Genomic DNA, 23,007 nt, shown 5'->3' on the forward strand with positions numbered 1-23,007 from the left:
GTCATGGTCTGTTCTCCTTCACTGGCCCGCATACTCTTCCACCGCTGCGTAATGGGCGCGCCCGTAGCCGCGCGCACGTTGTGGCGTGCCGTTCAGGATCGCGCCCTGCACGACGATGCCCGCCGTACGCAGCCGCCGCGTCGCCTCGCTGATCTCGCCTTCGTTGTGCGCACCCGAACGCAGCACGAGGAAGTTCGTGCCCGCCAGCTTGCCGACGATCAGCGCGTCCGTGACCGCGAGCACCGGCGGCGTGTCGATCAGCACGGCATCGTATTTGCGGGCGAGCGCCTCGAGGGTGGGCTGGAGTCGCGGCGACATCAGCAGCTCCGACGGATTGCCCGGACGCTTGCCCGCCGCGATGAAATCGAGCGATGGAATCCGGGTCGTGCGGATCGCCTTCTCCAGGCCGATCGTTCCCGCCAGCAGTTCCGCGAGCCCCGGTTCGCGCCCGGCGCTCAACGCGCGTTCGAGCTTGCCCCGCCTCATGTCGGCGTCGATCAGCAGCACGCGCTTGCCGGTGGCCGCGAGCAGCACCGCGAGGTTGGTCGCGAGAAAGCTCTTGCCGACACCCGACGCCGGCCCGGTCAGCATCACCACGCGATTGCGCGCTTCCATCAGCGAGAACTGGATCGACGTGCGCAGGCTGCGCATGATCTCGACGCAGACGTCGTTGGGACGCAGCATCGCGAGAATCGGCGCTTCGGGGTCGTCGTGGCGGCGGCGCTTCAAGTCGATATCGAAGCGGGTTTGCTCGGTGCTGTGCGGTACGAGCGCGAAGATCGGCAGCGAGGAGACGCGTTCGAGGCGTTCAGGATCGTCGATGCCCTTGAAGATCGCGCGGCGCGCGAACACGAAGCCCGTGCCGAGTATCAGCCCGAGAATCACCGCCGCCGACATGATGAGGACCTTCTTCGGCTTGACCGGATCGCCGGGACGCAGCGCGGCATCGACGATATGCACGTTGCCGCCCGTACCGGCCCGCTGCACCGAAAGCTCCTGCACGCGGTTCAGCAGCAGCACGTAGATGTCTTCCGCCACCTTCGCGTCACGCTGCAACGCCACCGCCTTCACTTCCGATTGCGGCAGATCGCGAAAGCGCGACGCATAGCGCTCACGCTGCGCTTCGAGTTGCGCGAGTTGCTCGCGCGCCGTCGTCAGCGCCGGATGCAGATTGCCGTAGCGCTGTTCGAGCGTCGTGATCTGCAGGCGCAGCGCGGAAATCTGCGCTTCATAGCCGATGCTGCCTTCGAGATAGACCTTGGCTTCGTCGCTTGCGTTGATGACGCCCGCCTGGCGCTGATACTCGGTCAGCGCGGCTTCCGCATTGTGCAGGTCCGCCTTGAGCCGCGGCTCCTCGGTGCGCAGGAAGTCGAGCATCTTGCCCGCGTCGGCCTGCTTGGTCTCGATATGCTGGCGCAGATAAGACTGCGCGAGCGCATTCGCGATCTCGGCGGCCTTGTCCGGATTCTGGTTTTCGAGCGAGATCTGGATCACGCCGGTCTGCTTGCCCTGCTCGGTCACCGTGATGCCCGACTGGAAGCTTGCAATCGCCGAAAGATCATTGGCGCGCATCACCTTGAAACGCGTGCCGGGGCGAGCCACGAGCTGCTTCACGAGCAGCGTGACGCCCTGGCCGCTCGCCTCCGCGCCGGCCTGTCCCTGCAGCAGCGCGTGTCCCTGCGGGTCGGCCAGCGCATAGCGCCCGTCGCCGAGCGCGGTGAGCATCAGTTCCTTGCCTTCCCACTGCGGCTCGACCTCGATCGAATCCAGCTGGATGATCTCGCCGCCCCACGCATACGACGCCATGCCGAACCACGGCTTCGCCGGCACGCCGGGCGTCGCGAAACGTGCCGCGAGACTGCCGAGCAGCGGCAGCGTCACCGGCGCAACCGAGAAGTTGAGCTTGCATTGCGCCACCACCGGCGCCACCACGCCGCGGCTCTTGATGATCTCGATTTCGGCGTCGGTGGGCAGCGCGCTGGACCCGGAGTTGATCGCCTGGCCGGTTTGCGTCTGCGTGAGCGCCTGCGACGTGTTGTCGTTGGTTTCGACGCGCACGTGGGCATCGGCGGAATACACCGGCCTGGCGAGATAGCAGTACACGGACGCGCACAGCACCACGAAGGCGAAGACGCCGATCAGCCAGCCGATGTCGTCGATCACGGCCTGGATCAGATTGCCGAGCACGACGTCTTCCTCGTCGGGCTTCTGCATGAAGGGATGCACTTGCATGTTCACGATACGACTCCCTTGTTCGATGCCCTAGCGCGTCAGCTGCTTCAGATAGAAGAGCGTCTGCAAGGTCGGCAACACCTGGTTGATCAGGCGGTTGAACTGCACCGCGCCCGCCGTGCCCACATAGACCACGTCCTGCGGACGCAGCTGGAATTGCGTCGAGAGCAGCAGCGAGTCCGGCTGCGACATGTCGAGGCGGAAGATGTCGGGTCGCGCCGGATTGCTGCGCGCGCCGCGCACGACGTAGATCTGGCGCACGTTGGCGTCGGTGTCGAGCACGCCGCCTGCAAGCGTGAGCGCATCGGCGATCGACGCGCGGCCGCGCACCATGTTCACCGGCATCGGCGTCTTGACTTCGCCCATCACGAAGATGCGGCTGTCGTAGCGGTCCGGAATGTTGATGATGTCGCCCGACTGCAGCATCACGTTCTGCGAGATGTCGCCGCGGTCCAGCACGCTGTTGGCGTCGAGCACATACAGCTTGCCGCCGCGCGTCAGGCGCACGCGCTGGAGATCCGCCTCGGACGTGGTGCCGCCCGAGCGCGTGATGGCGTCCACGAGCGTCAGCGGCACGTCGCTCACGGCGAGCGGACCGGGCTGCTTCACTTCGCCGGTCATCGCGATCTTCTGGCTGCGGTACGCCAGCACGCGCACGTCGAGTTGCGGGTTCTTGATGTACGGCGCCAGCGCGGCCGCCAGCTGGTCGCGGATCTCGCCGGTCGTCTTGCCCGCCACGCGCACGCTGCCGACGAACGGGAAGAAGATCGTGCCGTTCGGCGAGACGGTCTGGCCGTACGGGTCCGCCTGTCCCGGCAGCGCCTGCGTGTAGGGCTGCCGGAGCGCGCCCGCGACCGTCTGCGTGGTGTTGCCGCCGGTGGAGAGCGTGCTGCCTTGCGGCGTCGTCAGTTCCGGGTGATCCCACAGCGTCACGCCGAGAATGTCCTGCGGTTCGATGCGATACACGTACTGCGCTTCATCGGCGAAACGCGCGGGCGGCAGCGGCTGCGGGGCATCCGGCGCCGCCTGCTCCTGCGCGATGACGTCCGCCGTAATGAGATGCACCGGATAGGTCGCGGTGGGCGTCGGATCCTTGTCTTCGAGCCGCGAGGTATTGAGGAAATTGCCTGGCGCCGTGCTGCACGCCGACAACAGCGCCGACATGAAAGACGTCAGCAAAAGAACACGGGGTATCAGCATATTTTGTCGAGCCATCCAAGCACCAGCCGTTCGATCAATCCAAAGCTCTCGCGATAGACCGCGTCATGCGCGCCGTACGGGTCGGCGACTTCCGCGTCTTCCCATTTGCCGAGCAGATGCACCTTGCCGCGCGTGGTCGGCGCGAGCTGCGTGACCGCGCGCATCTGGCTGCGCTCCGGGACGAGGATCAGGTCCGCGCCGCGCGCCATGCCGCGGTCGAAACGCCGCGCGCGATGCTGCGACGAATCGAGCCCCTGCTCCGCCAGCAGCCGCTGCATGGCCGGGTCGATGTCCTCGCCTTCGTGGGCGTAGAGCCCGGCCGAACGAAACTCCATCGGCCGGACGCCGCGCCTCGCCAAATGCGCGCGGAACAGTACCTCCGCAGTCGGGCTGCGGCAGATGTTCGCGTGACAGACGATCAGGACGCTCCCGAACATCGGCGCGTTACGCCACGCTTTCTGTCACGGCAATGTGGCTCACGCGCGCGCCACGGCCGATCGCGTGATACTCGATGCCCATCTCGCTCAGCGTCTCCGGTTCATAGAGATTGCGGCCGTCGAAGATGACCGGATGCCGCAGGCGACGCTTGATCGCGTCGAAATCCGGGCTCTTGAACACCTTCCATTCGGTGACGATCACGAGCGCATCCGCGCCGTCGAGCGCGTCCTTGTGATTCGCCGCATAGGAGAGCCGCGCGCGCGCTTCGGGCTGGCCTTGAAGGTCGAGTGCGAAGACGCGGCGGGCTTCGTCGGCGGCGACCGGGTCGTACGCGACGACCTTCGCACCGCGCGCCAGCAACGCCGCCGCGAGCACGCGGCTGGGGGCGTCGCGCATGTCGTCGGTATTCGGCTTGAACGCGAGACCCCACAGCGCGAAGGTGCGGCCCGTGAGGTCATCGCCGAAGCGCCGCACGATCTTGTGTGTGAGCGTGTCCTTCTGCGCCTCGTTGACGTCCGACACCGCTCTCAGGATGCTCATGTCATGCCCGAACAGCGACGCCGTCTGGATCAGCGAGCGCACGTCCTTCGGAAAGCACGAGCCGCCGTAGCCGCAGCCCGCATAGAGAAAGTCATAGCCGATGCGCGGGTCCGAGCCGATGCCACGCCGCACCGCTTCGATATCCGCGCCCACGCGGTCCGCGAAATTCGCCAGCTCGTTCATGAAGGAAATGCGCGTCGCGAGCATGGCGTTGGCGGCGTACTTGGTGAACTCGGCGGATTGCACGTCCATGTACAGCGTGCGTTCGTGGTTGCGGTTGAACGGCGCATACAGGCGCTTCATGCGTTCGCGCGCGCGTTCGCCGGGCACGTCCTCATCGCAACCGATCACGATCCGGTCCGGCCGCGTGAAGTCCTCGATCGCCGCGCCCTCCTTCAGGAACTCCGGATTCGATACCACCGAGAACATGTGCCCCACGCCACGCGCGTCGAGCTCGTACTGGATCGCGGCCTTGACGCGCCGCGCGGTGCCCACGGGCACGGTCGACTTGTCGACGATGGTCTTGAAGCCGTTCATGTAGCGGCCGATGTCGCGCGCCGCCGCGAGCACGTATTGCAGGTCGGCGGAACCGTCTTCATCCGAAGGCGTGCCGACCGCGATGAACAGCATCTCGCCGTGCTCCACGGCCTGCTGCACGTTCGAGGTGAACGCGAGACGGCCTGCCTCGCGATTGCGGTCGATCACTTCTTGCAGGCCCGGTTCGTGAATCGGCATGCCGCCGCCGTTGAGAATGGCGATCTTGCGCTGGTCGAGGTCGAGACACAGCACGTCGTTGCCGATGTCCGCGAGACACGCGCCCGTCACGAGCCCCACGTAGCCGCTGCCGATGATCGTCAGTTTCATGATCCAACTCCAGGTGTTGATGATTTGGCCGGTTGCATGGACCGGACTCAGTAGGCGTTCGCGCCCGCGAAGCCCTTCCACAGCGTCATCGCGACAATCTTCATGTCGAGACCGAAGGTCCAGTGCTGCATGTAGTAGAGATCGAGTTTCACGCGGCCCGACATCTTCTCGATGCGATCCGTCTCGCCGCGAAAGCCGTTGACCTGCGCCCAGCCCGTGATGCCCGGCTTGATGCGGTAACGGTGCATGTAACCCTTGACGAGGTCCTTGTAGATGTCGTCGTGCTCCAGCGCGTGCGGGCGCGGACCCACCACCGACATCTCGCCCTTCAGGACATTGATGAATTGCGGCAGCTCGTCGAGACTCGTGCGGCGCAGGAACGCGCCGATCTTCGTCACGCGCCGGTCGCCGCGTTGCGCCTGCGTGATCTGTCCGGCGGCTTCGTGATGCACCCGCATCGAGCGAAACTTGTAGATCCTGAATTCACGGCCGTCGATGCCCTTGCGCCGCTGCCTGAAGAACACCGGTCCTGGCGAAGACAGCTTCACGCCGATGGCGATCGCCGCCAGCAACGGCGCCAGCGCGACCAGCACGCAGGCGGCGAAAACGCGGTCGAACACGCGCTTGGGCAGGACCTTGACGTCGGTGATGGGCGAGGCGGCGAGGTTGATCGCGGGCACGCCGAGCAGATCGACCACCGCATGACCGAAGAACGACAGGCTGCGCACGTCAGGGATGAAGCGCACGTTGACGAAGTCGTCGCGGAACTCGGTCACGATGCGGTGAATCGTCGGCTCCTGCGAGATCGGCAACGCGAGCCACAGTTCGCGGACGGCGCGCTCGCGTACATGCTCCGCGAGCAGCTCGAAATCGCGTTCGATGCGCACGCCCAGCAGCGCATCGCCGTCCATCGGGGGATGCGAGGCAGCCGTTCCGGCGCCCGGATCGAACACGCAGACGGGACTGAAGCCCGCGTCCGGGCGGCCGCGCATCTGCTCGATCAGGAACGTCGCATAGGGCGCCGAGCCGATGATCGCAACCGTCTTCTGGTTGAAGCCTTCGCGGCGCAGCAGCTTGAGCGTGGTATGCACCAGCGCCTTCGAGACGATCAGCAGGCCCACCGTGCAGGCGGCCCAGTAAGCGAGCCAGCCGCGCGACAGCGAGTCCGCGCGATGAATGCTGAACGTGAGCAGCACGCCCGCGCTTTCCACCAGCAGCCATGCGAAGGTCGCGCGCAACAGCAGGTCATAGACCGGCTTGCCGCGCCACGACTGATAGATCCCGAGCGGCGGGAACGTCATGATGGTCAGCACGCAGGAAAAGCCGAGCAGGGTGCGTTCGACGTCGTCGAGCCAGACGAACTCGCCCGCTGCGAGCGCGGCGGCAAGCAGCGCGCCCAGCACCGCCATGGCCAGATCAGCGACTCTCGATATCACACTCAGCATTGCATTCCCCTCGGAACGAAAGCACACGTTTATCTGTTGTGGGCGTCATGCCAGTCCGCATGACGCAGTGCATGGGTGGTATGGAACTGGAATAAATATGGCGCTGCAACACCGAAAATATGCGGCTTCAATCGGGCGGATTTATTTGCGGATTTTTTATCGATGAGCGCCTTTGTTGATGCGGCTGCGGGCGATATCGGCATGGGAAGGAAATAAATCGCGCATGCCATCGCGATGCTGGTGCGGATCACGAAGCACGCGGATTTTTGATTCGTTTTTTCCTTTTATCGCGCGGTTTTCTCCATGCTAAATATGACGGGTCCGCTTTTGCGATCACGCGCCAGGAGGCAAACCATGAATGCACCAGACACCGCGCTTGCAAGCGCATCCACGATCGACGCCGGCGCCGGCGTACGCCTCAGCATTCAGCCCGTGATTCTCGCGGGCGGTTCCGGCACCCGGCTATGGCCGATGTCGCGCGAACACTTTCCGAAGCAGCTCATCGGGCTGATCGGCGAGCAGTCGCTATTGCAGGCCACCGTCAGCCGGCTCGATGGACTCTCCGCCGCCGGACTGCGCGTGGCCGATGCCGTTGTCGTCTGCAACGAGGAACATCGCTTCACTACTGCCGAGCAGTTGCTTGGTCAGGGCCGCCGCGCGCGGCTCGTGCTCGAACCCGTGCCGCGCAATACCGCGCCCGCGCTCACCGCCGCCGCCATGCACGCGCTGCGCGAAGGCGAAGACACCGTGCTCGTGGTCATGCCGGCAGATCATGTGGTCGCCGATCAGGACGCGTTTCATCGCGCGATCGGCGAAGGCGCGCGCTGTGCGGAAGCCGGCGCGATCGTCACGCTGAGCGTCGTGCCGACCCATGCCGAAACGGGCTATGGCTACATCAGGATGGGCGCCGCGCTGCCCGGCCACGGTGCGTGCAGTCTCGACCGCTTCGTGGAAAAGCCGCATCTCGAACTCGCGCAACACTATCTGGCTTCGGGCGAGTATGGCTGGAACGCGGGCATTTTCATCGTGCGCGCGTCGACCTGGATCTCGGCCATCGAACACTATCAGCCGGCCATGTATGCGGCCTGCGTCGCGGCGTTCGAAGGCGGCGACGACGATGGCGAATGCCTGCGTCTCGAACGCACGGCGTTCGCGTCATCGCCGTCGGATTCCATCGACTATGCCGTCATGGAGCAGATTGCCAGCGAACGTGGCGACGACCGTTTCGTGGGCGCGGTCGTGCCGCTGGATGCAGGCTGGTCGGATGTGGGCTCGTGGGACGCGATCTGGAACATCCTGCCGAAGGACGATGCGTCGAACGTGGCGCGCGGCCGCGTGATGTTCGAAGGCGCGACGTCGACCTACGCTCATTCGGAAGGGCGGCTGATCGCGTGCGTGGGTACGCGCGATCTTGTGGTGGTGGAGACGGCGGATGCCATCCTCGTCGCCGACAAGTCCTGCGCGCAGGACGTCAAGGCCATCGTGGGACGCATCAAGTCGGAACGGGGCCGCGAAGCCGCCGATCATCGCAAGGTGCACCGGCCCTGGGGACATTACGATTCGGTGGATCAGGGCGACCGGTTCCAGGTCAAGCGCATTGTCGTGAAGCCGGGCGCGCGCCTGTCATTGCAGATGCATCATCATCGCGCGGAGCACTGGATTGTCGTGCGCGGCACCGCGCTCGTCACGCGGGGCGGCGAGACCTTCATCCTCGCGGAGAACGAGTCCACTTATATTCCGATCGGCGTGCAGCACCGCCTGGAGAACCCGGGCAAGATGCCGCTCGAGATCATCGAAGTGCAGTCCGGAACGTATCTCGGCGAAGACGATATCGTGCGTTTCGAGGATACGTACGGGCGTCAGTGAAGTGACTTGCTGAAGACGCTTTAGGGACGCCGAGGGCGCGCCGGGCAAAGCGGGTCAATGCCCGCTTTCGGCCGCCACGCGTTCTTCGCCGAGATGCGCTTCGCGCGCCGCCCGCGCCACATCCGCGCGCGTGGCTTGCGCGGCGATCCAGCGCCGCGCCCATTCCAGCGCATAGCTCCTGGCCTCTTCCATCGACTTGAAGCGCGGCCCGATGAGCCCCGAACGCTCGACCCGGCGACCGTCCTTCACGATCTCCGCCCAGCCGCGATACATCCCGCCCGAGACGTCGCGTGCAATAGGATAGATGCTGTAGCCGCGCGGGTCGCCGACCGGCGCGCAAGCCGGCTCGAACGGCGCCGGCGTTTCATACGGCCGCGCGGGGCGCGGCGCACGCACGCGCGGGACGATGACCGGCGAGGCGCTCGCCTGGGCGACATCGCGCGCTTCAGGCAGACGGCGCGGCACCGCCGCAGCGCGCCCGAGCGGCAGGACATCGCGCGACTGCCACGATTCGGGGTTTTGCCAGAACACGCCTCGCAGGCGGTCGCAGTCGTAAGCCGGCGCGACCGGACGCGGCGCGGTTTCCACCACGGGCTGACGCGGCACGTAGGCGAACGAGCGGCCGGCATTGGCCAGCACCTTGACGATTTCGATCAGCGTGCCGTTCATCTGCCAGTCGACAAAGCGGCGCCGGCACGTGGGCACGGTCGGATAGTGGCTGGGCAGCTTCGACCAGGTTTCGCCTGTGGTGAGGATCCACAACACGGCATTGACGATGGTTCGCGGATGCGCCCGGGGCCGGCCGCGACGGTGCTCGCGCACCTCGCTTTCGCCGATCAAAGCCGAGACCAACGCCCATTCGTCATTGCTGAGTTCATTGAAAAACATTGCTTTGCTCCATGCAGTCGGACTTCGCTGCGGATATCGGACGTCGCGCTGATGAAATCAGAGGAAGGCGGCACAAGTCCGGCTCCCTGCACACTCTGCCCAAGGATCTCGAGGGTCTCGCAAACGTTTGCTCGAACAACAAAAACGGTGCACCGAGGTGAATGATCAATCTCTCATGGTGCAAGAGTTGACTCAATTCGGCGCACGATGCCTGGTCTCGCTCGTGTATGAAGATATAGTGCAGGAAGCATACCATTACTAAGGTTTGCCCGAATATGACAAACACCTAGGTTTCAGGCGGCGTTAATGTTTTTTTGTCCCAAGCAATATTCTTTAGCGAATAAGCGATCCCGGACGGGACTCGGGCGGCCGGTTTTCTTGTGCCGGACGACGACTCTTGAGCCGCAGAACGGGCTCTTCGATGAAACGCCAGGACAATCCGGCAAGCATCAGCGTTAGCAGGAACGAAGCGCCGAAGCTTGCCGCATGCGCCCATCCCGGTATGCCGGACGGACCGAACATCGCAGCCACCCGGGCGTTGCGGGTGAAGTCCGGCATGAAGCCGTGATAAAGATAGAAGCCATAGCTGATCTTTCCCAAAGCCGCCAGCGGCTTCCATTCGAGACATCCCAGCAGCATGGCGCTCCGGCTGCACGCGACGGCGCACACCAGGGCCGCGATGCATGCGCCATAGGTCACATAGAGCGCGGTGAAGCGCAGCGGATCCGCCATGCGCTCCCACGCCGGCTCGACGCCGCACATCAGCGCGATGCTGCCGGCCAGCCCCAGCGCCACCGGCAACGAGCCCAGGCAGCGCCTCACCGTGTCGTTCCGCCGCACCCATGCCCCGCCGATTCCGCCAAGCGCGAACAGCCAGAAGTTCGCGAGCGGATGCGTGTAGATCACGATGCCCGGCGTCTGCGTCGCCTTCATCCATAACAGCGTGGCGACGCCCGCGGCGAAGATCGCGCCGCAGATCCGCGTGTGCCATTGCGCGCCGATGGCCAGCAGCAGCGGCGCGAAGAACAGATAGAACTGCTCTTCGACCGACAGGCTCCACAGATGCGAATAGCGTCCGGGCCAGTAGTGCAGAACATCGGCGATCCAGAAATTGGACAGGTAAGCGAAATGAAACGGCATGCCGCCCGCCAGTTCGGGACCGGCAAGACCTGCCGTCATCAGGAGCGTCAGCGTGACGAGCAGCAGGTAATAGACGGGGAAGATCCGCAGCGTGCGCCGGAAGAGGAAGCGCCTGAGCTCGGCGCTGAACGAACTCGCGCCGGCATCGATGCGCTGCCGTTGCGTCGTCAGGATATCCGCGATCAAAAAGCCACTGAGCGCGAAAAAAATCCACACACCGAGGTGTCCAAGGCCGCTGTCTGCCGCCATGGCCTTGTGATGGATGAAGACCAGCAGGACGGCAAGCGCGCGCAGGCCGTCGAAGCCGCGAATTCTTTCGTTCATGAGTGCGCCCGGTCGATGATGTCAGACGCGGCCGTCAAGGCCGCTTCGCGAGCGCCCTATGCTAATTCGTGCAAAACGAGAAAAAAATCCTTGGCGAATTTCTTTAGCGCGCAAGGCAAGCGGCTTAGCGCTTGCCTTGCGATATTTTTTAACGCCGCAAATGATTTTCTTTTAAAAATTTCTGACCGAGACTCCATTTTCTCAAGCCGGCACGCGCATGACGCCCGCCATACACTCATTGAAAGGTTTTTTGATGAAAAATCATGTTCAGGAGTTGACCGGATTGCGCTGTGTCGCCGTCATGATGGTGGTCATGGGTCATGCACAGCACATGATTCCGGGCGGCTATCGCGGCGCGCTCGCGCCTTTGCGCCTGTTCTCGGACGGGCGTCTCGGCGTCATGATTTTTTTCGTGCTCAGCGGCTATCTGATCACCGGCATCCTGAAGGCCGAATGGCAGTCCAGCGGCACCTTGCGCCTGGTGCCGTTCTATATGAAACGCGCGCTGCGCATCTGGCCGGCGTTCTATACCTACCTTGCCGTCATTGCGCTGCTGTCGTTCGCCGGACTGGTGGATGTCGATCCCAGCCAGTTCGCGGTCGCCGCCCTGCATGTCTGGAATTTCTCCGGCGTCGCCGGCATGAGTTCGATCAACGCGCTCCACCCCGACGGCGCCTGGTATCTCGGCCACTTCTGGACCCTCGCGCTCGAAGAGCAGTTCTACTGGTTCTGGCCGCCCTTGCTCTTTTTCATTCTCGGTCGCGGCAGCCAGCGTGCGCTGGTCGCCCTGCTCGTGCTCGTGCCGCTCGTCAGGATCGGCACGTACTTCGCGTGGCCGGCCCTGCGCGGGCAGTTGAGCATGATGCTGCATACCGGTATCGATCCGATCCTGATCGGCTGCTTCGTCGCCCTGAACCGCGATGCGCTGAAGGCGCGCGTCGCCGCGCTGCCGTGGGGCGCGCTGCTTCCGTCCGCCGCGGTCCTGCTGCTGCTCTTCGGCATGCCCTTGCTGCACGAGCGGCTCGGCGGACTCTGGAGCGCAACCTACGGCGCAACGGTGGAAGCGGCGCTGGTCGGCTTCGTGATCGTCGTGCTGATATCGCGCGAGGCGTTCTGGTTCTCGCGCCTGCTGCGCAGCGCACCGTTTGTCTACATCGGCACGATTTCGTTCAGCCTGTATCTGTGGCAGCAGTTGTTCAGCGACATCCACTCGCCGGTGGCGTACCGCTTTCCGCTGGGCATCGTCGGCGCGCTGGTTGCGGCGAGCCTCAGTCATGTGCTGATCGAAACGCCCTTCCTTCGTCTCAAGGATCGCCTGACGATACGCAAGCCCGTCGAGGTCTACCCATCCGCGCACGCCGAGGGATCGAAATAAGTGCTGCGCTCCGACGCCGGCAGGACACTTCGTGCCCAGCCGCTGCCGGGGCCGCTCATGGTCACGATTGCGTTCACTCGCACGGCCCGTAATCCAGCTTCGGATACCAGTCCTTGCCGCGTCCTTCGGGCGTCATGTCGAGCACGTTCCACAGCGGCATCAGATCCGGCGCGCCGCGCGGATCCTCGCCCGGATCCACCGTATCGAAATCCATCTCGCCGCTCCAGAATTGCCGAATCACGCCCTCGCGCCGGGTGAACACGTGAAGCGCGGGTTCATCGCCGCCTTCCTTCGACAGCGCGAAATAATCCCGGCTGAATTCGCCGTTCAGATCCGAGAAGAGACGCAGGTCGCGCCAGCCGCGCTCCTGCGCGAACGCGGCGAGCCGCGCATACGGCGAACGCGCGATCACCGCGAGCGCGATCCGCTGGCCCATGTCGCGCGCCTCGCCCTCCCATGCGGACAGCAGCGACGTGCACATCGGACAGGGCCGTTCGCGTTGCGGCCCGAACATCCAGCTGTAGGTGACGAGCGTGTCCTTGTCGCCGAACAGCGCGGCGAAATCCACGGTGCCCTGCGCCCCTTCGAAGCGATAGTCGCCCTTCACTACGCCGCCCGGCGGCAACGCGCGGCGCAGCTGCGCGACGCGCTCGATCTGCCGTCTCAGCTCGATCTCCTCAGCCAGCAGCGCGGTGCGCGCCCGCCGATACTCGGCGCTTTCGTTCGGAATCCGCATGGTGGCGCGCTGCGCGAGTTCAGCGGCGGGAACGAGTGTGCTTGCCGTGCTCATGTCGCTCATGTTGATCTCCTTGTCAGTGAATCAGTCGCGATCCGGCGCGCCGAGCGGAAACAATCCGCGATACGGCCGCGCTTCCTCTACCGCGCGCGCAAACGAAGGCCGCGCCAGCAGCCGCTTGCGATACGCAATGACGTGCGCAAAAGCAGCATCGATGCGATGCACCCAGTCCGCATAGAACAGGAACGGCGCGGCGCCGCAATCGGCGAGACTGAACGCGTCGCCCGCCGCCCATTCGCGCGATGCCATCAGGCGGTCGAGATACGCATACGACGTGTCGAGCATCGCGCGGGCATCGGCGACGCCGCGCGCATCGTGCTCGTCCGCGGCCCGCATGGCGTCGAAGACGATCTTCTGCTGCGGCGTCGCCACGTAGTTGTCGAAGAAACGGTCCATCCAGCGCACCTCCAGCGCGGCGCGCGGATCGGCGGGAAGCAGCCGCACCGGACCGGGATGAAAGCATCCCAGATATTCGATGATCACCGTCGCTTCCATGACCGGCCGGCCGTCGTCGACGAGCAGCGGGAAGCGCTTCATCGGCCAGAATTCGACGAGCTCGCGCATGGACTGCGGGCGCTCCGGCGTCAACGCGCAGTAGTCGAAGGCCGTGCCGTTCTCGTACAGCGCGGTCAGCACCTTCTGGCAATAAGACGAAAAAGGATGGGCATACAGTTGCAAGGGCATCGGCTGATCTCCGGGCAGTTGGGCATGCTTACTCCTACGACGAGCATGCCGCGCCGCAATCGACATCGATTTGGAATATTTTGTGATGCAGCGCAGCGCTGAACCTTACGTTTCGCCGCGTCGGCCATGCTGCTCAACGCACACAGCCATTCATGCATGACAGCGATCCGGGTTGACCGACGTCATGAGCCGCGACTAAAATCGCCCAACTTCAAAAAGCCCAAGGTGATCCTTTGGATACCTGCAGTAGTCGATCTTCGAACTGTTTCGCCGCCTGAACGCAGGACGCCGCTCCCCGCTTTTCTTCAAGCTCAGCCGCCGTCTTGCCATCAGGCAGACGGTGCGCGTCGTGGTTTTTTTCCTCGTGCACCCATTCGTCAGCGCCGCCGGGCGTGATATCGCGACTCGCGCATGAAGCGCGTCGCCGTATCGCTCCGCGTGCGCTTGCGTGCGCCGCTCCCGCATCCGTTGCGGGACTGAGCGCGCGTGCGTAGTCATCCTTCACGGATTGCCGTGCGCCATTGCGGGCCGGCATCCGCGAGGCCGCTCGTCGCGAGCGTTTGCCCTGGCGATCCCTCGGACCGCCGCTACGCGCCAGCCATGGCGCACGGAGAAAACCATGAACCTGCTGCTGCTTTCGGACCTGCCGCGCGTCGAGGAATCCCGTCCGCATTACGACGCCATGCTCAACCTCGAACCCCGGGAAACGCGCTACCGGAAGCTGGCGCGGTTCTTCCGGCGCTTCACGTCGCGTCTGTTCCGGCGCGCCTAGTCACGCCGCCGACACGCTCGCGTGCGATGCTTGCCGGTTTGTTCCCGGAAAGCATCCCGCCTTCTGACCGATGCATCTCGATTTCACCCTGCGCCTGCTGGCCGCGTTCGCCTGTGGCGTCGCCATCGGACTCGAACGGCAGTTGCGCCAGCGCACCGCCGGCCTGCGCACGATCACGCTCGTCGCCAGCGGCGCCTGCCTGTTCGTCACGCTCGGCGTGCTGACGGGCAACGGCGTCGCGGGCGTCACGCAGATCGCCGCGTATGTGGTGTCGGGCGTCGGCTTTCTCGGCGGCGGCGTCATCATGCGCGAGAAAGGCTCGGTGCAGGGCATCAATACGGCGGCGACGCTGTGGTGTTCGGCGGCCGTCGGCGTGTTGTGCGGGTCGGGGCACTACGGGCCGGCCATCGAAGGCACGGGCATCGTGCTCATCACCAACACCGTGCTGCGCGAAGTCAGCCGCATGATCAACGCGACGCCGGTCTCCAGCGCCGACCTCGTGCGCGAATACGTGCTGACCGTCATCGGACGGCAGGAAGACGAGATTCACATCCGCACCCAGCTTTCAAACGCCATGGACGCGCAGCCGCTCTCCTTCCTGAGCCTGACGAGCGAAGACATCGAGGACGCGCCGCCGCGCGTGCGGGTGACGGCGACCGTGCGCATGCATCCGAAGGATCAGGCGAGGCTCGAACGCATGGCGAGCCGCATGAGCATGGAGCGCGGCGTGTCGAGCATCAGCTGGTCGGGCAAGAGCGTGGAGACGGCTCCCGAATGATTACGGCGAGCGGCGCTGTCCCATGCGTTCGCGCATCGCGTGACAGTGTTCGACCAACTGCGCCTGCGCCACGACGAATCGCTTGAGCGGCGTATCGATGTCATAAAACAGGATGTTCGCGACAAAGCCGTACACGGCGGCGTCGATGCTGGCGGGCGCGGCGCCGAACATGAAGGGTCCGTCCGCCAGCAGGTTCGTCACCGCCTGCAAGTCGCCGATGCCGCGCGCATACGCATCATCCGGCTCGTAGCGGCCGATGCCCTGATAACGGTAGCGCTCGAAGTTGTATTGCCGCGCATGCTCCAGCACGTCCGGATCGGCGTCCGGCAGCGCCGCCAGCAGCGCGGCGCGGAACAGCGGCCAGTAACGGTCGTCGCGCCAGCGCGAGTAGGACATCACCCAGTAGAGATCGTCGAGCGTGCGGCGGACCAGCAAGTCGAGATCGTGTTGCGGAGGCGTCAGCGGGTCGTCGAGCGTCAGCGTGTAGCGCTGCTTCAGGTGCGCGATGATGCTGTCGCTGTCGCCGATGGTCGCGTCGTCGTCGACGAGATACGGCAACTGGCCGCGCGGCGCGGCGCTCGTATCGATCACATGACGATGCTCGAAGGGCAGACCTGAAAGCTTCAGGAACGCGAACACCTTCAGTCCGAACGGGTTGTTGTCTTCCAGGCCGAACAGCCCGGGATACGAATAAAGCGTGATCATCGGCGTCTCCGCACGCGGTTCGGACAAGTGGACGGGCGGCCAGGCGACGCCCTGCACAGACGCGCCAAGTCCGCTACGATGCCTGACTGGCCTTGCCGCTTCCCGTCCCATGGACGCACGGCTTGCGGCATGCTCCGCTCCCCGCGCGCACTACGCACAACACGCTCGAAAAATACTATGCCCACGCCGCCTCATGCCATCGGTTTTACACTCGATCCGCTCGACCGCGTGTCGGAGAAGCGTGACGACGACGCCTTCGTCGCCACGCTGCGCGACGATCCCGCCACGCGCTTCCTGCTGTTCGTGAACAACGTGCCGCTGTTCAAGCGCGCGAACGGTCACGATCCCTTGTTCGATGCCCGCGAAGCCGCACAGCTGGGCACGCCGCTGCAAAGCGTGTTTCTCGGCCGTGAAGCGGACCGCCGCTCGCTGTTCGCGCTGTCGTTCGAAGAAGGCGCGGCGGGTCTGGCGGGCGAAGGTGTCGAGGCGGTCGAACTGCGTCCGGTCGCCATGCAGGGCCTCGTCCCGCCGCCGATGATTAGCGCCCTCGGCGAAGCGCGTTCGATGCTCGACTGGCATCGCCGTCACGGTTTCTGCGCCAACTGCGGCCAGCCGACCGATTCCGCCGGCGCCGGCTGGCGGCGCATCTGCGGCCATTGCCATGCGCAGCACTTTCCGCGCGTCGATCCTGTCGTCATCATGCTCGTGACGGACGGCGAACGCTGCCTGCTTGGCCGTCAGCCGCAGTTCCTGCCCGGCATGTATTCGGCGCTGGCCGGGTTCATCGAACCGGGCGAGACCTTCGAGCACGCGGTCTATCGCGAAGTGCTGGAAGAAGCAGGCATCCGCTCCACGGACGTGCGCTATTACGCGTCGCAGCCCTGGCCGTTTCCGTCGTCGCTGATGATCGGCTGCTTCGCGCGCGCGACTGAAACCGAAATCGTCGTCGATCAGAAGGAACTCGAAGACGCGCGCTGGTTCACGCGCGCCGAAGTGGCCGGAATGCTCGACGGCACCCATCCGCAAGGACTTTCGGCGCCCAAGCCGTTTGCCATCGCGCATCACTTGCTGAAGGCTTTCGCTGCCGGCGAACTGGACTGAGCGGCGGGCAGGTTCGCGGCGCGCGCCGGGCGTTCGGTGCAGAATGCGCGAGGCTGCGGCGCGCCTCTCAGAGGCGTGCGCGACGACATTAATCAGACACCGGGTGAACGACATGAACGTGAAAGACGGCGTCCAGATCTGGCTGATCAGGCATGGCGAAACAGAATGGAGCAAGTCGGGCCAGCACACCGGCACGACCGATATCGCGCTGACCGACGAAGGCCGCAAACAGGCGGCCGCGCTGGCGCCGGTCCTGGCGTCCCAGCCTTTCGATCTCGTGCTGACCAGTCCGATGAGCCGCGCCATCGAAACCTGCAAGCTCGCCGGCCTTGGCGAGCACGCGCAGGTCGAGCCGGAGCTGCACGAGTGGAACTACGGCGTCTACGAAGGCCGCAAGACGCCGGATATCCGCCAGGAGATTCCGGACTGGTCGGTGTGGACCTCGCCCATTCCGCAAGGCGAGAATCTCGCCGATATCGGCCGGCGCGCGCAGGCGCTCATCGACAAGCTGCTCGGCACCGGCGCGCGCCACATCGCGCTGTTCTCGCATGCGCATTTCTCGCGCGTCTTCGGCGCGCAATGGGCGACCGGTTCGCCGTCACTGGGTGCGCATCTGACGATGGAAACCGCCGCGATGAGCGTACTCGGCTTCGAGCGCGACGTGCGCGCCATCGTCAAGTGGAATCTGCTGCCCTAGCCGCGCTGTTTAAGCCATTCGCGGTACGCGGCGAGCGTCTGCTCGTCGGGCGGATAGGTGCCGCGTAGCACCGCGCCGTCCGCCACGCGCGCCGCGAGAAATTCTTCCAGACGTTCCTGCTCGGCCGCATCCCGCGCGACCTCTTCGGCCATGTGGCGCGGCACGATCACGACGCCGTCCACATCGCCGACGACGATATCGCCCGGATACACCGCCACGCCGCCGCAGGCCACCGGCACGTTCATGTCCACGGCGTGATGTTTCGCGAGATTGAGCGGCGCGCTCGCGCCCGCGCAGAACAGCGGCAGGCCGATATCGCCGATCGTGCCGCTGTCGCGCACGCAGCCGTCCGACACCATGCCGGCGACGCCGCGCACCTTTAGACGCATCGTGAGAATCGATCCCGTCGACGCAACGCCGCGCTCGCCGCGGCAATCCTGCACCAGCACGCTGCCGGGCGGCGCGGTTTCGACCGCCTTGCGCTGAGGATGATCCGGGTCCTGGAACACGCCGACATGATCCAGATCCTCGCGTGCTGGAATATTGCGCAGCGTGAACGCCGGGCCGACCATGTTCGGCGCGCCGGTCGAGGGCTTCACCAGCGGCGCGACGCCTTGCAGGAAGACATTGCGCAGGCCGCGCTTGAAGAGCTGGGTCGTGAGCGTCGCGGTGCTGACATGGCGCAGCAGGTCGAGCGTTTCGTCTGAAATGGCGATGGTCTGGGTCATGGCGGGATCAGTGAATTTCGGGTTCGTCGGGGGTAGCGGGCTGGGATTCGAGGAAGTCGAAGTCGCAGCCCTTGTCGGCCTGGGTCACATGCAGTTGATGCATGACGCCGAAACCACGTTCGAAAGGCCGCTTCGGCGGCTGCCATGCGGCCCGGCGCGCGGCCAGTTCGTCGTCGCTGACCGCGAGATGCAGGCGCCGCGCCGGCACGTCCAGTTCGATCATGTCGCCGTCGCGCACCAGCGCCAGCGGCCCGCCGACAAACGATTCCGGCGCCACGTGCAGCACGCAGGCGCCATAGCTCGTGCCGCTCATGCGCGCATCGGAGATGCGGACCATGTCGCGCACGCCTTGCTTCAATAATTTTTGCGGGATCGGCAGCTGGCCCCACTCCGGCATGCCCGGCGCGCCCACCGGCCCGGCGTGCTGCAACACGATCACGGAATCGGCGCCGATGTCGAGCGTGGCGTCGTCGATGCGCGCGGCCATGTCGGCGTAATCCCTGAACACCACCGCCGGGCCGCGATGCCTGAGCAGGCGCGCTTCCATCGCCGCCGGCTTGATGACCGCGCCATCCGGCGCGAGGTTGCCCGTCAGCACCGCAAGGCCGTCGCGCGGCACGAGCGGGTTGTCGCGGCGGCGGATCACGTCGTCGTTGAAGATCTCCGCATCCGCGATGTTCTCGCCCAGCGTGCGGCCATTCACCGTGCGCTGCGTGCCGTCGATCAGCGGCCCCAACTCCGCCAGCAAGGCCCGCAAACCGCCCGCGTAGAAGAAGTCTTCCATCAGGTATGCGCCCGCCGGCCGGATGTTGCCGAGCACCGGCGTCACGCGCGCCAGTTCGTCGAAACGGGCGGTCGTCAGCGGCACGCCTGCGCGCCGCGCCATCGCCACCAGATGCACGATCGCATTGGTCGAGCCGGACAGCGCCAGCACCGTCGTCACGGCGTTGTCGAATGACTTCGGGGTGAGCAGGTCGGACGGCTTCAGGTCGCTCCACACCATCTCGACAATGCGCTGCCCCGTCAGCGACGCGTGCTGCGCATGGCGCGAATCCACCGCCGGTATCGACGCGTAGCCCGGCAAGGTCAGGCCGAGCGCTTCGGCGGCGCTGGTCATCGTCGATGCGGTGCCCATCGTCATGCAATGTCCCGGCGAGCGCGCAATGCCGCTTTCGACGCCCTTCCACTCGTCCTCGCTGATCTTGCCCGCACGCAGTTCGGCCCAGTACTTCCACGTGTCCGAGCCGCTGCCGAGCGTGCGGCCCTGCCAGTCGCCGCGCAGCATCGGGCCGGCGGGCAGGAAGATGGCCGGCAGGTTCATGCTGATCGCGCCCATCAGCAGGCCGGGCGTGGTCTTGTCGCAGCCGCCCATCAGCACGCAGCCGTCGAACGGATAGGAGCGCAGGACTTCCTCGGCTTCCATCGCGAGGAAGTTGCGGTACAGCATGGTGGTGGGCTTCTGGAACGGTTCGGCGAGCGTCATCACCGGCATTTCGACCGGAAAGCCGCCCGCCTGCCATATGCCGCGCTTTACTTCCTCCACGCGCTGCCGGAAGTGCGTATGGCACGAGTTGATCTCGCTCCACGTATTGAGCACGCCGATGACCGGCTTGCCCAGATAGTCCGACGGGTGATACCCCATCTGCGCGGTGCGCGAGCGATGGCCGAACGACCGCAGATCGTTCACGCCATACCAGCGATGGCTGCGCAGCTCTTCCGGCTTCTTGCGATGCGTGGTCAAGCGCTGTCTCCTTGTTTTGCGGCGAACCTGCGTCTAGGGCAGTTTGAGCGGCACGGAGGCGAGCAGTTCGGAGAGTCCGAGCCAGAGAATCTGCACGCCGATGCAGAAGATCACGAAGGCGAACAGCCGCACGGCCACCTGCGTGCCGACCGTGCCAAGCAGCCGTTCCAGATGCCCGGCGAAGCGCACGCACACGTAGATGCTCGCGCACAGGATCAGCAAGCCGATGCCGACGCCCGCCAGATGCACCGGCTGCAGGCCGTGGCGCGGCGAGCCGGTGCCCAGCGCAATCGCGACGGCGATCGCGCCCGGTCCCACGGTAATCGGCAAGGTCAGCGGATAGAACGCCTTGGCGCGCAGGGACGCGCCGCTGCGCGGCTTGGGTGCGGTGTCGGCGGGATCGTCGGGGTCGGCGTCGGGGGCCTGGAGCAGCGTCCAGCCCGCCATCGCGACGACCAGCCCGCCCGCCACGCGCAGCACCGGTATCGAGATGCCGAAGAACGACAGCACATAAGCGCCGATCGACAGCGAAGCCAGCAGGATCGCAAAGCTGTTGATGGAAATGCGCCGGGCCAGTTCGGCGCGGTCGGCGTCGCCGATGTGCGGCAGCATGCTCAGCACCACGAGCGCGGTCGCCGGCGGGTTGATGATCGGAAACAACCCGGCGACGATCACGAGAACCGTCCTGGCGAATTCGTTGAGCATGGGCGTCGTGGTCCGCGTGTGTGTTCGTCAAGAATCACGCTCGTGCAAGCCGGGACATTGTGCACGTTCAACGACGCGCTGCGCCAGACAAACGTCCGCCGCCCGAACACTCAGTCGAGATTGAAGGCGGTGATTTTCACGTCGGACTGCTTGCACGCCTTGTCGCGGCAGACGCCGCTGAACCAGATCTCGCCATTGCCGATCATCGCGCCCTGGTCGCGCACGAAGAGCGCCGCGTATTTCTGCTGCGCGACGATGTCGACGAGTTTCGGCGTGAAGATGGACGCGTACTGCGCGATGAAGTCGCGCTGGGTGCGCAGCGTGGTTTCCGTGCCCGCGCGATGCACCGCGACCGGATACGACACCAGCGCCGCGACGGCTTTTTTGTCGTTGGCTGCGACCGCGCTCTGCAAGCGGTCGAAGAACGTCCGATACGGCTCGTGCGCGCCGAACAGCGCGTCCATGCGGGCATCGACATCCGTTTCGGTCTGTGCGCCTTGTGCGAAGGTTGCGGCGGGAAGCGCCAGCGTCGCGACGAGTCCCATTCCGGCGAGAAGCCTGGTCCAGTTCATCGTGTCTCCGTGGTCAAGCGAATGGCGCCATGAGGACCAGCGCGCATTCGGTGAAAAACGAGCCGAGCCCCACGCCGATCAGCACGCGCGCGATGATCGTCCAGATGCGGTTGTTCACGTTGCCGGCGCAGCGCCACGCGAGCACGCACCACAGGAGATACAGCGCGGAACAGACCGCGAACAGGCCCAGCATGGCGGGCCAGAACCAGACTGTGAGCAGCAGGAAGGATTCGGGAGAGAGACCGCTGGCCCAGAGGTCGAGATAGACGAACCACCACGCAAGGTGAATGGGCACGCCCAGCAACCACCAGATTTTCCAGAAGCGCTCTTCTCCGCGCCAGGCTCGACGAAGCATGCGTCGCGTCAAAGTGTAGGAGGCACGCATTTTACCAATGGATGCGTGCCGCGCCCGAAGCGCGACCCGAATGGTCCGACCAATCAGCTAACCAGCCAATCAGGCCGACAGGCTGCGGCGGCGGGCTTCCATGCGCGTGATGAGCCGCTGCAATACGCTTTCCGCCGCGCCCGAGAGCCGCGTGAAGCGAAAGCCGACGACATAGCGCACGTCGCCGCGCGGCGTGGTCACGCTGCGCGGGGAGACGAGTTCGATATCGATCGACAGGATGGTGCCCGGTCCCAGATGCAGCACGACGTCATGGAATACGGTGCCGATCTCGGTCTCCGCGAGACGCGGCGCGTCCATGCGCAGGGCGATGCCGCCGAGCGACAGGTCGTGTACTTCGTAGCGGAACGCCGCGCCGTCGGCGAAGGCGCCTTTGGCGTAGTAGGGATCGAGAATCGGCGTCGGCACGCGGAAGTATTCGCGCCGCTGGAAGTGATAGAGCTTCTCGGGGAACGAGACCTCGAAGGCCTGACGCCCTTCGTACTCGACGGCGCGCGCCGCCTGCGTCGTGAACTCCACCCGCACGCCTTCGGGCGCGGCCTTAAAGTACAGTTGCTTCGCTTCGAGCAGCGCGCGGTTGTCAAATTCGACGCCGCCCCAGTCGAACACGATGCGCGCCTCACGCGCGTCCACTTCGAGCAGCTGGGTGACGATCTGCCCGTGTCCGCTGGTGACGGTGAGCATGTCGCGGCGCAACACGAGATTGCGCAGGACGACGGATATTTCGGCGGGGATGTGTCGCGCGAAGCGTTCGTGATCTTCGGCGAATTTCTCGATGTCGGATGTATGCGGCAATGACTCGGCGAGCATGATGATCCAATCTAGTTATCGGTGTTGAGACAGCGGACTGCATGCTACTGCGAAACCCTCATACGGCATATGGTGCACTAAAAAAAACGCGGCCAGAAGGCCGGTAACAAGTAGATTTCACCGCCAATTCAGCGTTTTGCGGCGTCGCGAAGCGGGTTTCTTGCACTTTGCTTTCGCGCAGGAAAAAGGCCGGGCTTCGTGCC

23 protein-coding genes are annotated in these 23,007 nt (G+C 65.1%); 6 read left to right on the forward strand and 17 right to left on the reverse strand.

The window, feature by feature from the left end:
- Positions 1–18: 18 nt before the first annotated feature.
- Genes QCE83_RS25165 through QCE83_RS25190 form a run of 6 tightly spaced genes read right to left on the reverse strand, consistent with a single transcriptional unit; the run spans position 19 to position 6,970 of the window.
- A complete protein-coding gene (locus QCE83_RS25165) occupies positions 19–2,232 on the reverse strand; it encodes a polysaccharide biosynthesis tyrosine autokinase (protein ID WP_309818747.1) in 2,214 nt (737 codons plus the stop codon).
- A gap of 30 nt (positions 2,233–2,262) precedes the next feature.
- Positions 2,263–3,432: a polysaccharide biosynthesis/export family protein gene (locus QCE83_RS25170; RefSeq protein WP_309817798.1), complete on the reverse strand. Its 1,170-nt coding sequence runs from the start codon at positions 3,430–3,432 to the stop codon at positions 2,263–2,265.
- Positions 3,426–3,869: a low molecular weight protein-tyrosine-phosphatase gene (locus QCE83_RS25175; protein WP_309817800.1), complete on the reverse strand. Its 444-nt coding sequence runs from the start codon at positions 3,867–3,869 to the stop codon at positions 3,426–3,428. The genes QCE83_RS25170 and QCE83_RS25175 overlap by 7 nt, the downstream gene beginning before the upstream one ends.
- A 7-nt stretch (positions 3,870–3,876) precedes the next feature.
- Positions 3,877–5,274: a UDP-glucose/GDP-mannose dehydrogenase family protein gene (locus QCE83_RS25180; RefSeq protein ID WP_309817803.1), complete on the reverse strand. Its 1,398-nt coding sequence runs from the start codon at positions 5,272–5,274 to the stop codon at positions 3,877–3,879.
- A gap of 47 nt (positions 5,275–5,321) precedes the next feature.
- The gene (locus tag QCE83_RS25185; protein WP_309817806.1) at positions 5,322–6,719 is read right to left on the reverse strand and encodes an undecaprenyl-phosphate glucose phosphotransferase; all 1,398 of its coding nucleotides are present in this window, start codon (positions 6,717–6,719) and stop codon (positions 5,322–5,324) included.
- A gap of 29 nt (positions 6,720–6,748) precedes the next feature.
- Positions 6,749–6,970 (reverse strand): hypothetical protein, encoded by a 222-nt coding sequence (locus QCE83_RS25190; RefSeq protein WP_309817809.1) that lies wholly within the window; start codon positions 6,968–6,970, stop codon positions 6,749–6,751.
- Between the two features lie 103 nt (positions 6,971–7,073).
- On the opposite strand from QCE83_RS25190, the gene QCE83_RS25195 reads away from it, so the two are divergent.
- On the forward strand, positions 7,074–8,585 hold the full coding sequence (locus QCE83_RS25195; protein WP_309817811.1) for a mannose-1-phosphate guanylyltransferase/mannose-6-phosphate isomerase: 1,512 nt from the start codon (positions 7,074–7,076) through the stop codon (positions 8,583–8,585).
- A gap of 54 nt (positions 8,586–8,639) precedes the next feature.
- On the opposite strand, the gene QCE83_RS25200 is transcribed toward QCE83_RS25195, so the two are convergent.
- Together QCE83_RS25200 and QCE83_RS25205 are read right to left on the reverse strand one after the other, a co-directional pair.
- Entirely contained in the window at positions 8,640–9,473 is an 834-nt protein-coding gene (locus QCE83_RS25200) for a transposase (RefSeq protein WP_309817813.1), read from the reverse strand.
- A gap of 333 nt (positions 9,474–9,806) precedes the next feature.
- On the reverse strand, positions 9,807–10,937 hold the full coding sequence (locus QCE83_RS25205) for an acyltransferase (protein WP_309817815.1): 1,131 nt from the start codon (positions 10,935–10,937) through the stop codon (positions 9,807–9,809).
- A 253-nt stretch (positions 10,938–11,190) separates the two neighbouring features.
- On the opposite strand from QCE83_RS25205, the gene QCE83_RS25210 reads away from it, so the two are divergent.
- Positions 11,191–12,312, forward strand: a complete 1,122-nt coding sequence (locus tag QCE83_RS25210; protein ID WP_309817817.1) for an acyltransferase — start codon at positions 11,191–11,193, stop codon at positions 12,310–12,312.
- Positions 12,313–12,385: 73 nt separating this feature from the next.
- On the opposite strand, the gene QCE83_RS25215 is transcribed toward QCE83_RS25210, so the two are convergent.
- Both QCE83_RS25215 and QCE83_RS25220 read right to left on the reverse strand, forming a co-directional pair.
- Positions 12,386–13,102, reverse strand: a complete 717-nt coding sequence (locus QCE83_RS25215) for a DUF899 family protein (protein WP_309818749.1) — start codon at positions 13,100–13,102, stop codon at positions 12,386–12,388.
- Positions 13,103–13,132: 30 nt separating this feature from the next.
- Positions 13,133–13,792: a glutathione S-transferase family protein gene (locus QCE83_RS25220; RefSeq protein WP_309817819.1), complete on the reverse strand. Its 660-nt coding sequence runs from the start codon at positions 13,790–13,792 to the stop codon at positions 13,133–13,135.
- 619 nt (positions 13,793–14,411) lie between these two features.
- Between QCE83_RS25220 and QCE83_RS25225 the strand changes: the two genes are divergently transcribed.
- Positions 14,412–14,564 (forward strand): hypothetical protein, encoded by a 153-nt coding sequence (locus QCE83_RS25225; protein ID WP_309817821.1) that lies wholly within the window; start codon positions 14,412–14,414, stop codon positions 14,562–14,564.
- Between the two features lie 70 nt (positions 14,565–14,634).
- Entirely contained in the window at positions 14,635–15,342 is a 708-nt protein-coding gene (locus tag QCE83_RS25230; RefSeq protein ID WP_309817824.1) for an MgtC/SapB family protein, read from the forward strand.
- Here the strand turns inward: QCE83_RS25230 and QCE83_RS25235 are convergent, their stop codons facing one another.
- On the reverse strand, positions 15,343–16,047 hold the full coding sequence (locus QCE83_RS25235) for a glutathione S-transferase C-terminal domain-containing protein (RefSeq protein ID WP_309817826.1): 705 nt from the start codon (positions 16,045–16,047) through the stop codon (positions 15,343–15,345).
- A 177-nt stretch (positions 16,048–16,224) separates the two neighbouring features.
- Here QCE83_RS25235 and nudC point away from each other — a divergent pair, with 177 nt between their 5' ends.
- Together nudC and QCE83_RS25245 are read left to right on the forward strand one after the other, a co-directional pair.
- The gene (gene nudC, locus QCE83_RS25240) at positions 16,225–17,148 is read left to right on the forward strand and encodes an NAD(+) diphosphatase (protein ID WP_309817828.1); all 924 of its coding nucleotides are present in this window, start codon (positions 16,225–16,227) and stop codon (positions 17,146–17,148) included.
- A 112-nt stretch (positions 17,149–17,260) separates the two neighbouring features.
- On the forward strand, positions 17,261–17,845 hold the full coding sequence (locus QCE83_RS25245) for a histidine phosphatase family protein (RefSeq protein WP_309817830.1): 585 nt from the start codon (positions 17,261–17,263) through the stop codon (positions 17,843–17,845).
- On the opposite strand, the gene QCE83_RS25250 is transcribed toward QCE83_RS25245, so the two are convergent.
- The 6 genes from QCE83_RS25250 to QCE83_RS25275 form a co-directional block, all read right to left on the reverse strand.
- Positions 17,842–18,573, reverse strand: a complete 732-nt coding sequence (locus QCE83_RS25250; RefSeq protein ID WP_309817832.1) for a ribonuclease activity regulator RraA — start codon at positions 18,571–18,573, stop codon at positions 17,842–17,844. The genes QCE83_RS25245 and QCE83_RS25250 overlap by 4 nt on opposite strands.
- A gap of 7 nt (positions 18,574–18,580) precedes the next feature.
- Positions 18,581–20,314 (reverse strand): L-arabinonate dehydratase, encoded by a 1,734-nt coding sequence (araD, locus tag QCE83_RS25255; RefSeq protein ID WP_309817834.1) that lies wholly within the window; start codon positions 20,312–20,314, stop codon positions 18,581–18,583.
- 33 nt (positions 20,315–20,347) lie between these two features.
- A complete protein-coding gene (locus QCE83_RS25260; RefSeq protein WP_309817836.1) occupies positions 20,348–21,019 on the reverse strand; it encodes a MarC family protein in 672 nt (223 codons plus the stop codon).
- Positions 21,020–21,129: 110 nt separating this feature from the next.
- Positions 21,130–21,591, reverse strand: a complete 462-nt coding sequence (locus QCE83_RS25265; protein ID WP_309817837.1) for a hypothetical protein — start codon at positions 21,589–21,591, stop codon at positions 21,130–21,132.
- A gap of 13 nt (positions 21,592–21,604) precedes the next feature.
- Complete coding sequence (locus tag QCE83_RS25270; protein WP_309817839.1) at positions 21,605–21,946, reverse strand: hypothetical protein; 342 nt, start codon at positions 21,944–21,946, stop codon at positions 21,605–21,607.
- A 99-nt stretch (positions 21,947–22,045) separates the two neighbouring features.
- Positions 22,046–22,804: a flagellar brake protein gene (locus QCE83_RS25275; RefSeq protein ID WP_309817841.1), complete on the reverse strand. Its 759-nt coding sequence runs from the start codon at positions 22,802–22,804 to the stop codon at positions 22,046–22,048.
- Positions 22,805–23,007 lie beyond the last annotated feature (203 nt).

It is taken from the genome of Caballeronia sp. LZ034LL (assembly GCF_031451215.1).
Classification (GTDB): domain Bacteria; phylum Pseudomonadota; class Gammaproteobacteria; order Burkholderiales; family Burkholderiaceae; genus Caballeronia.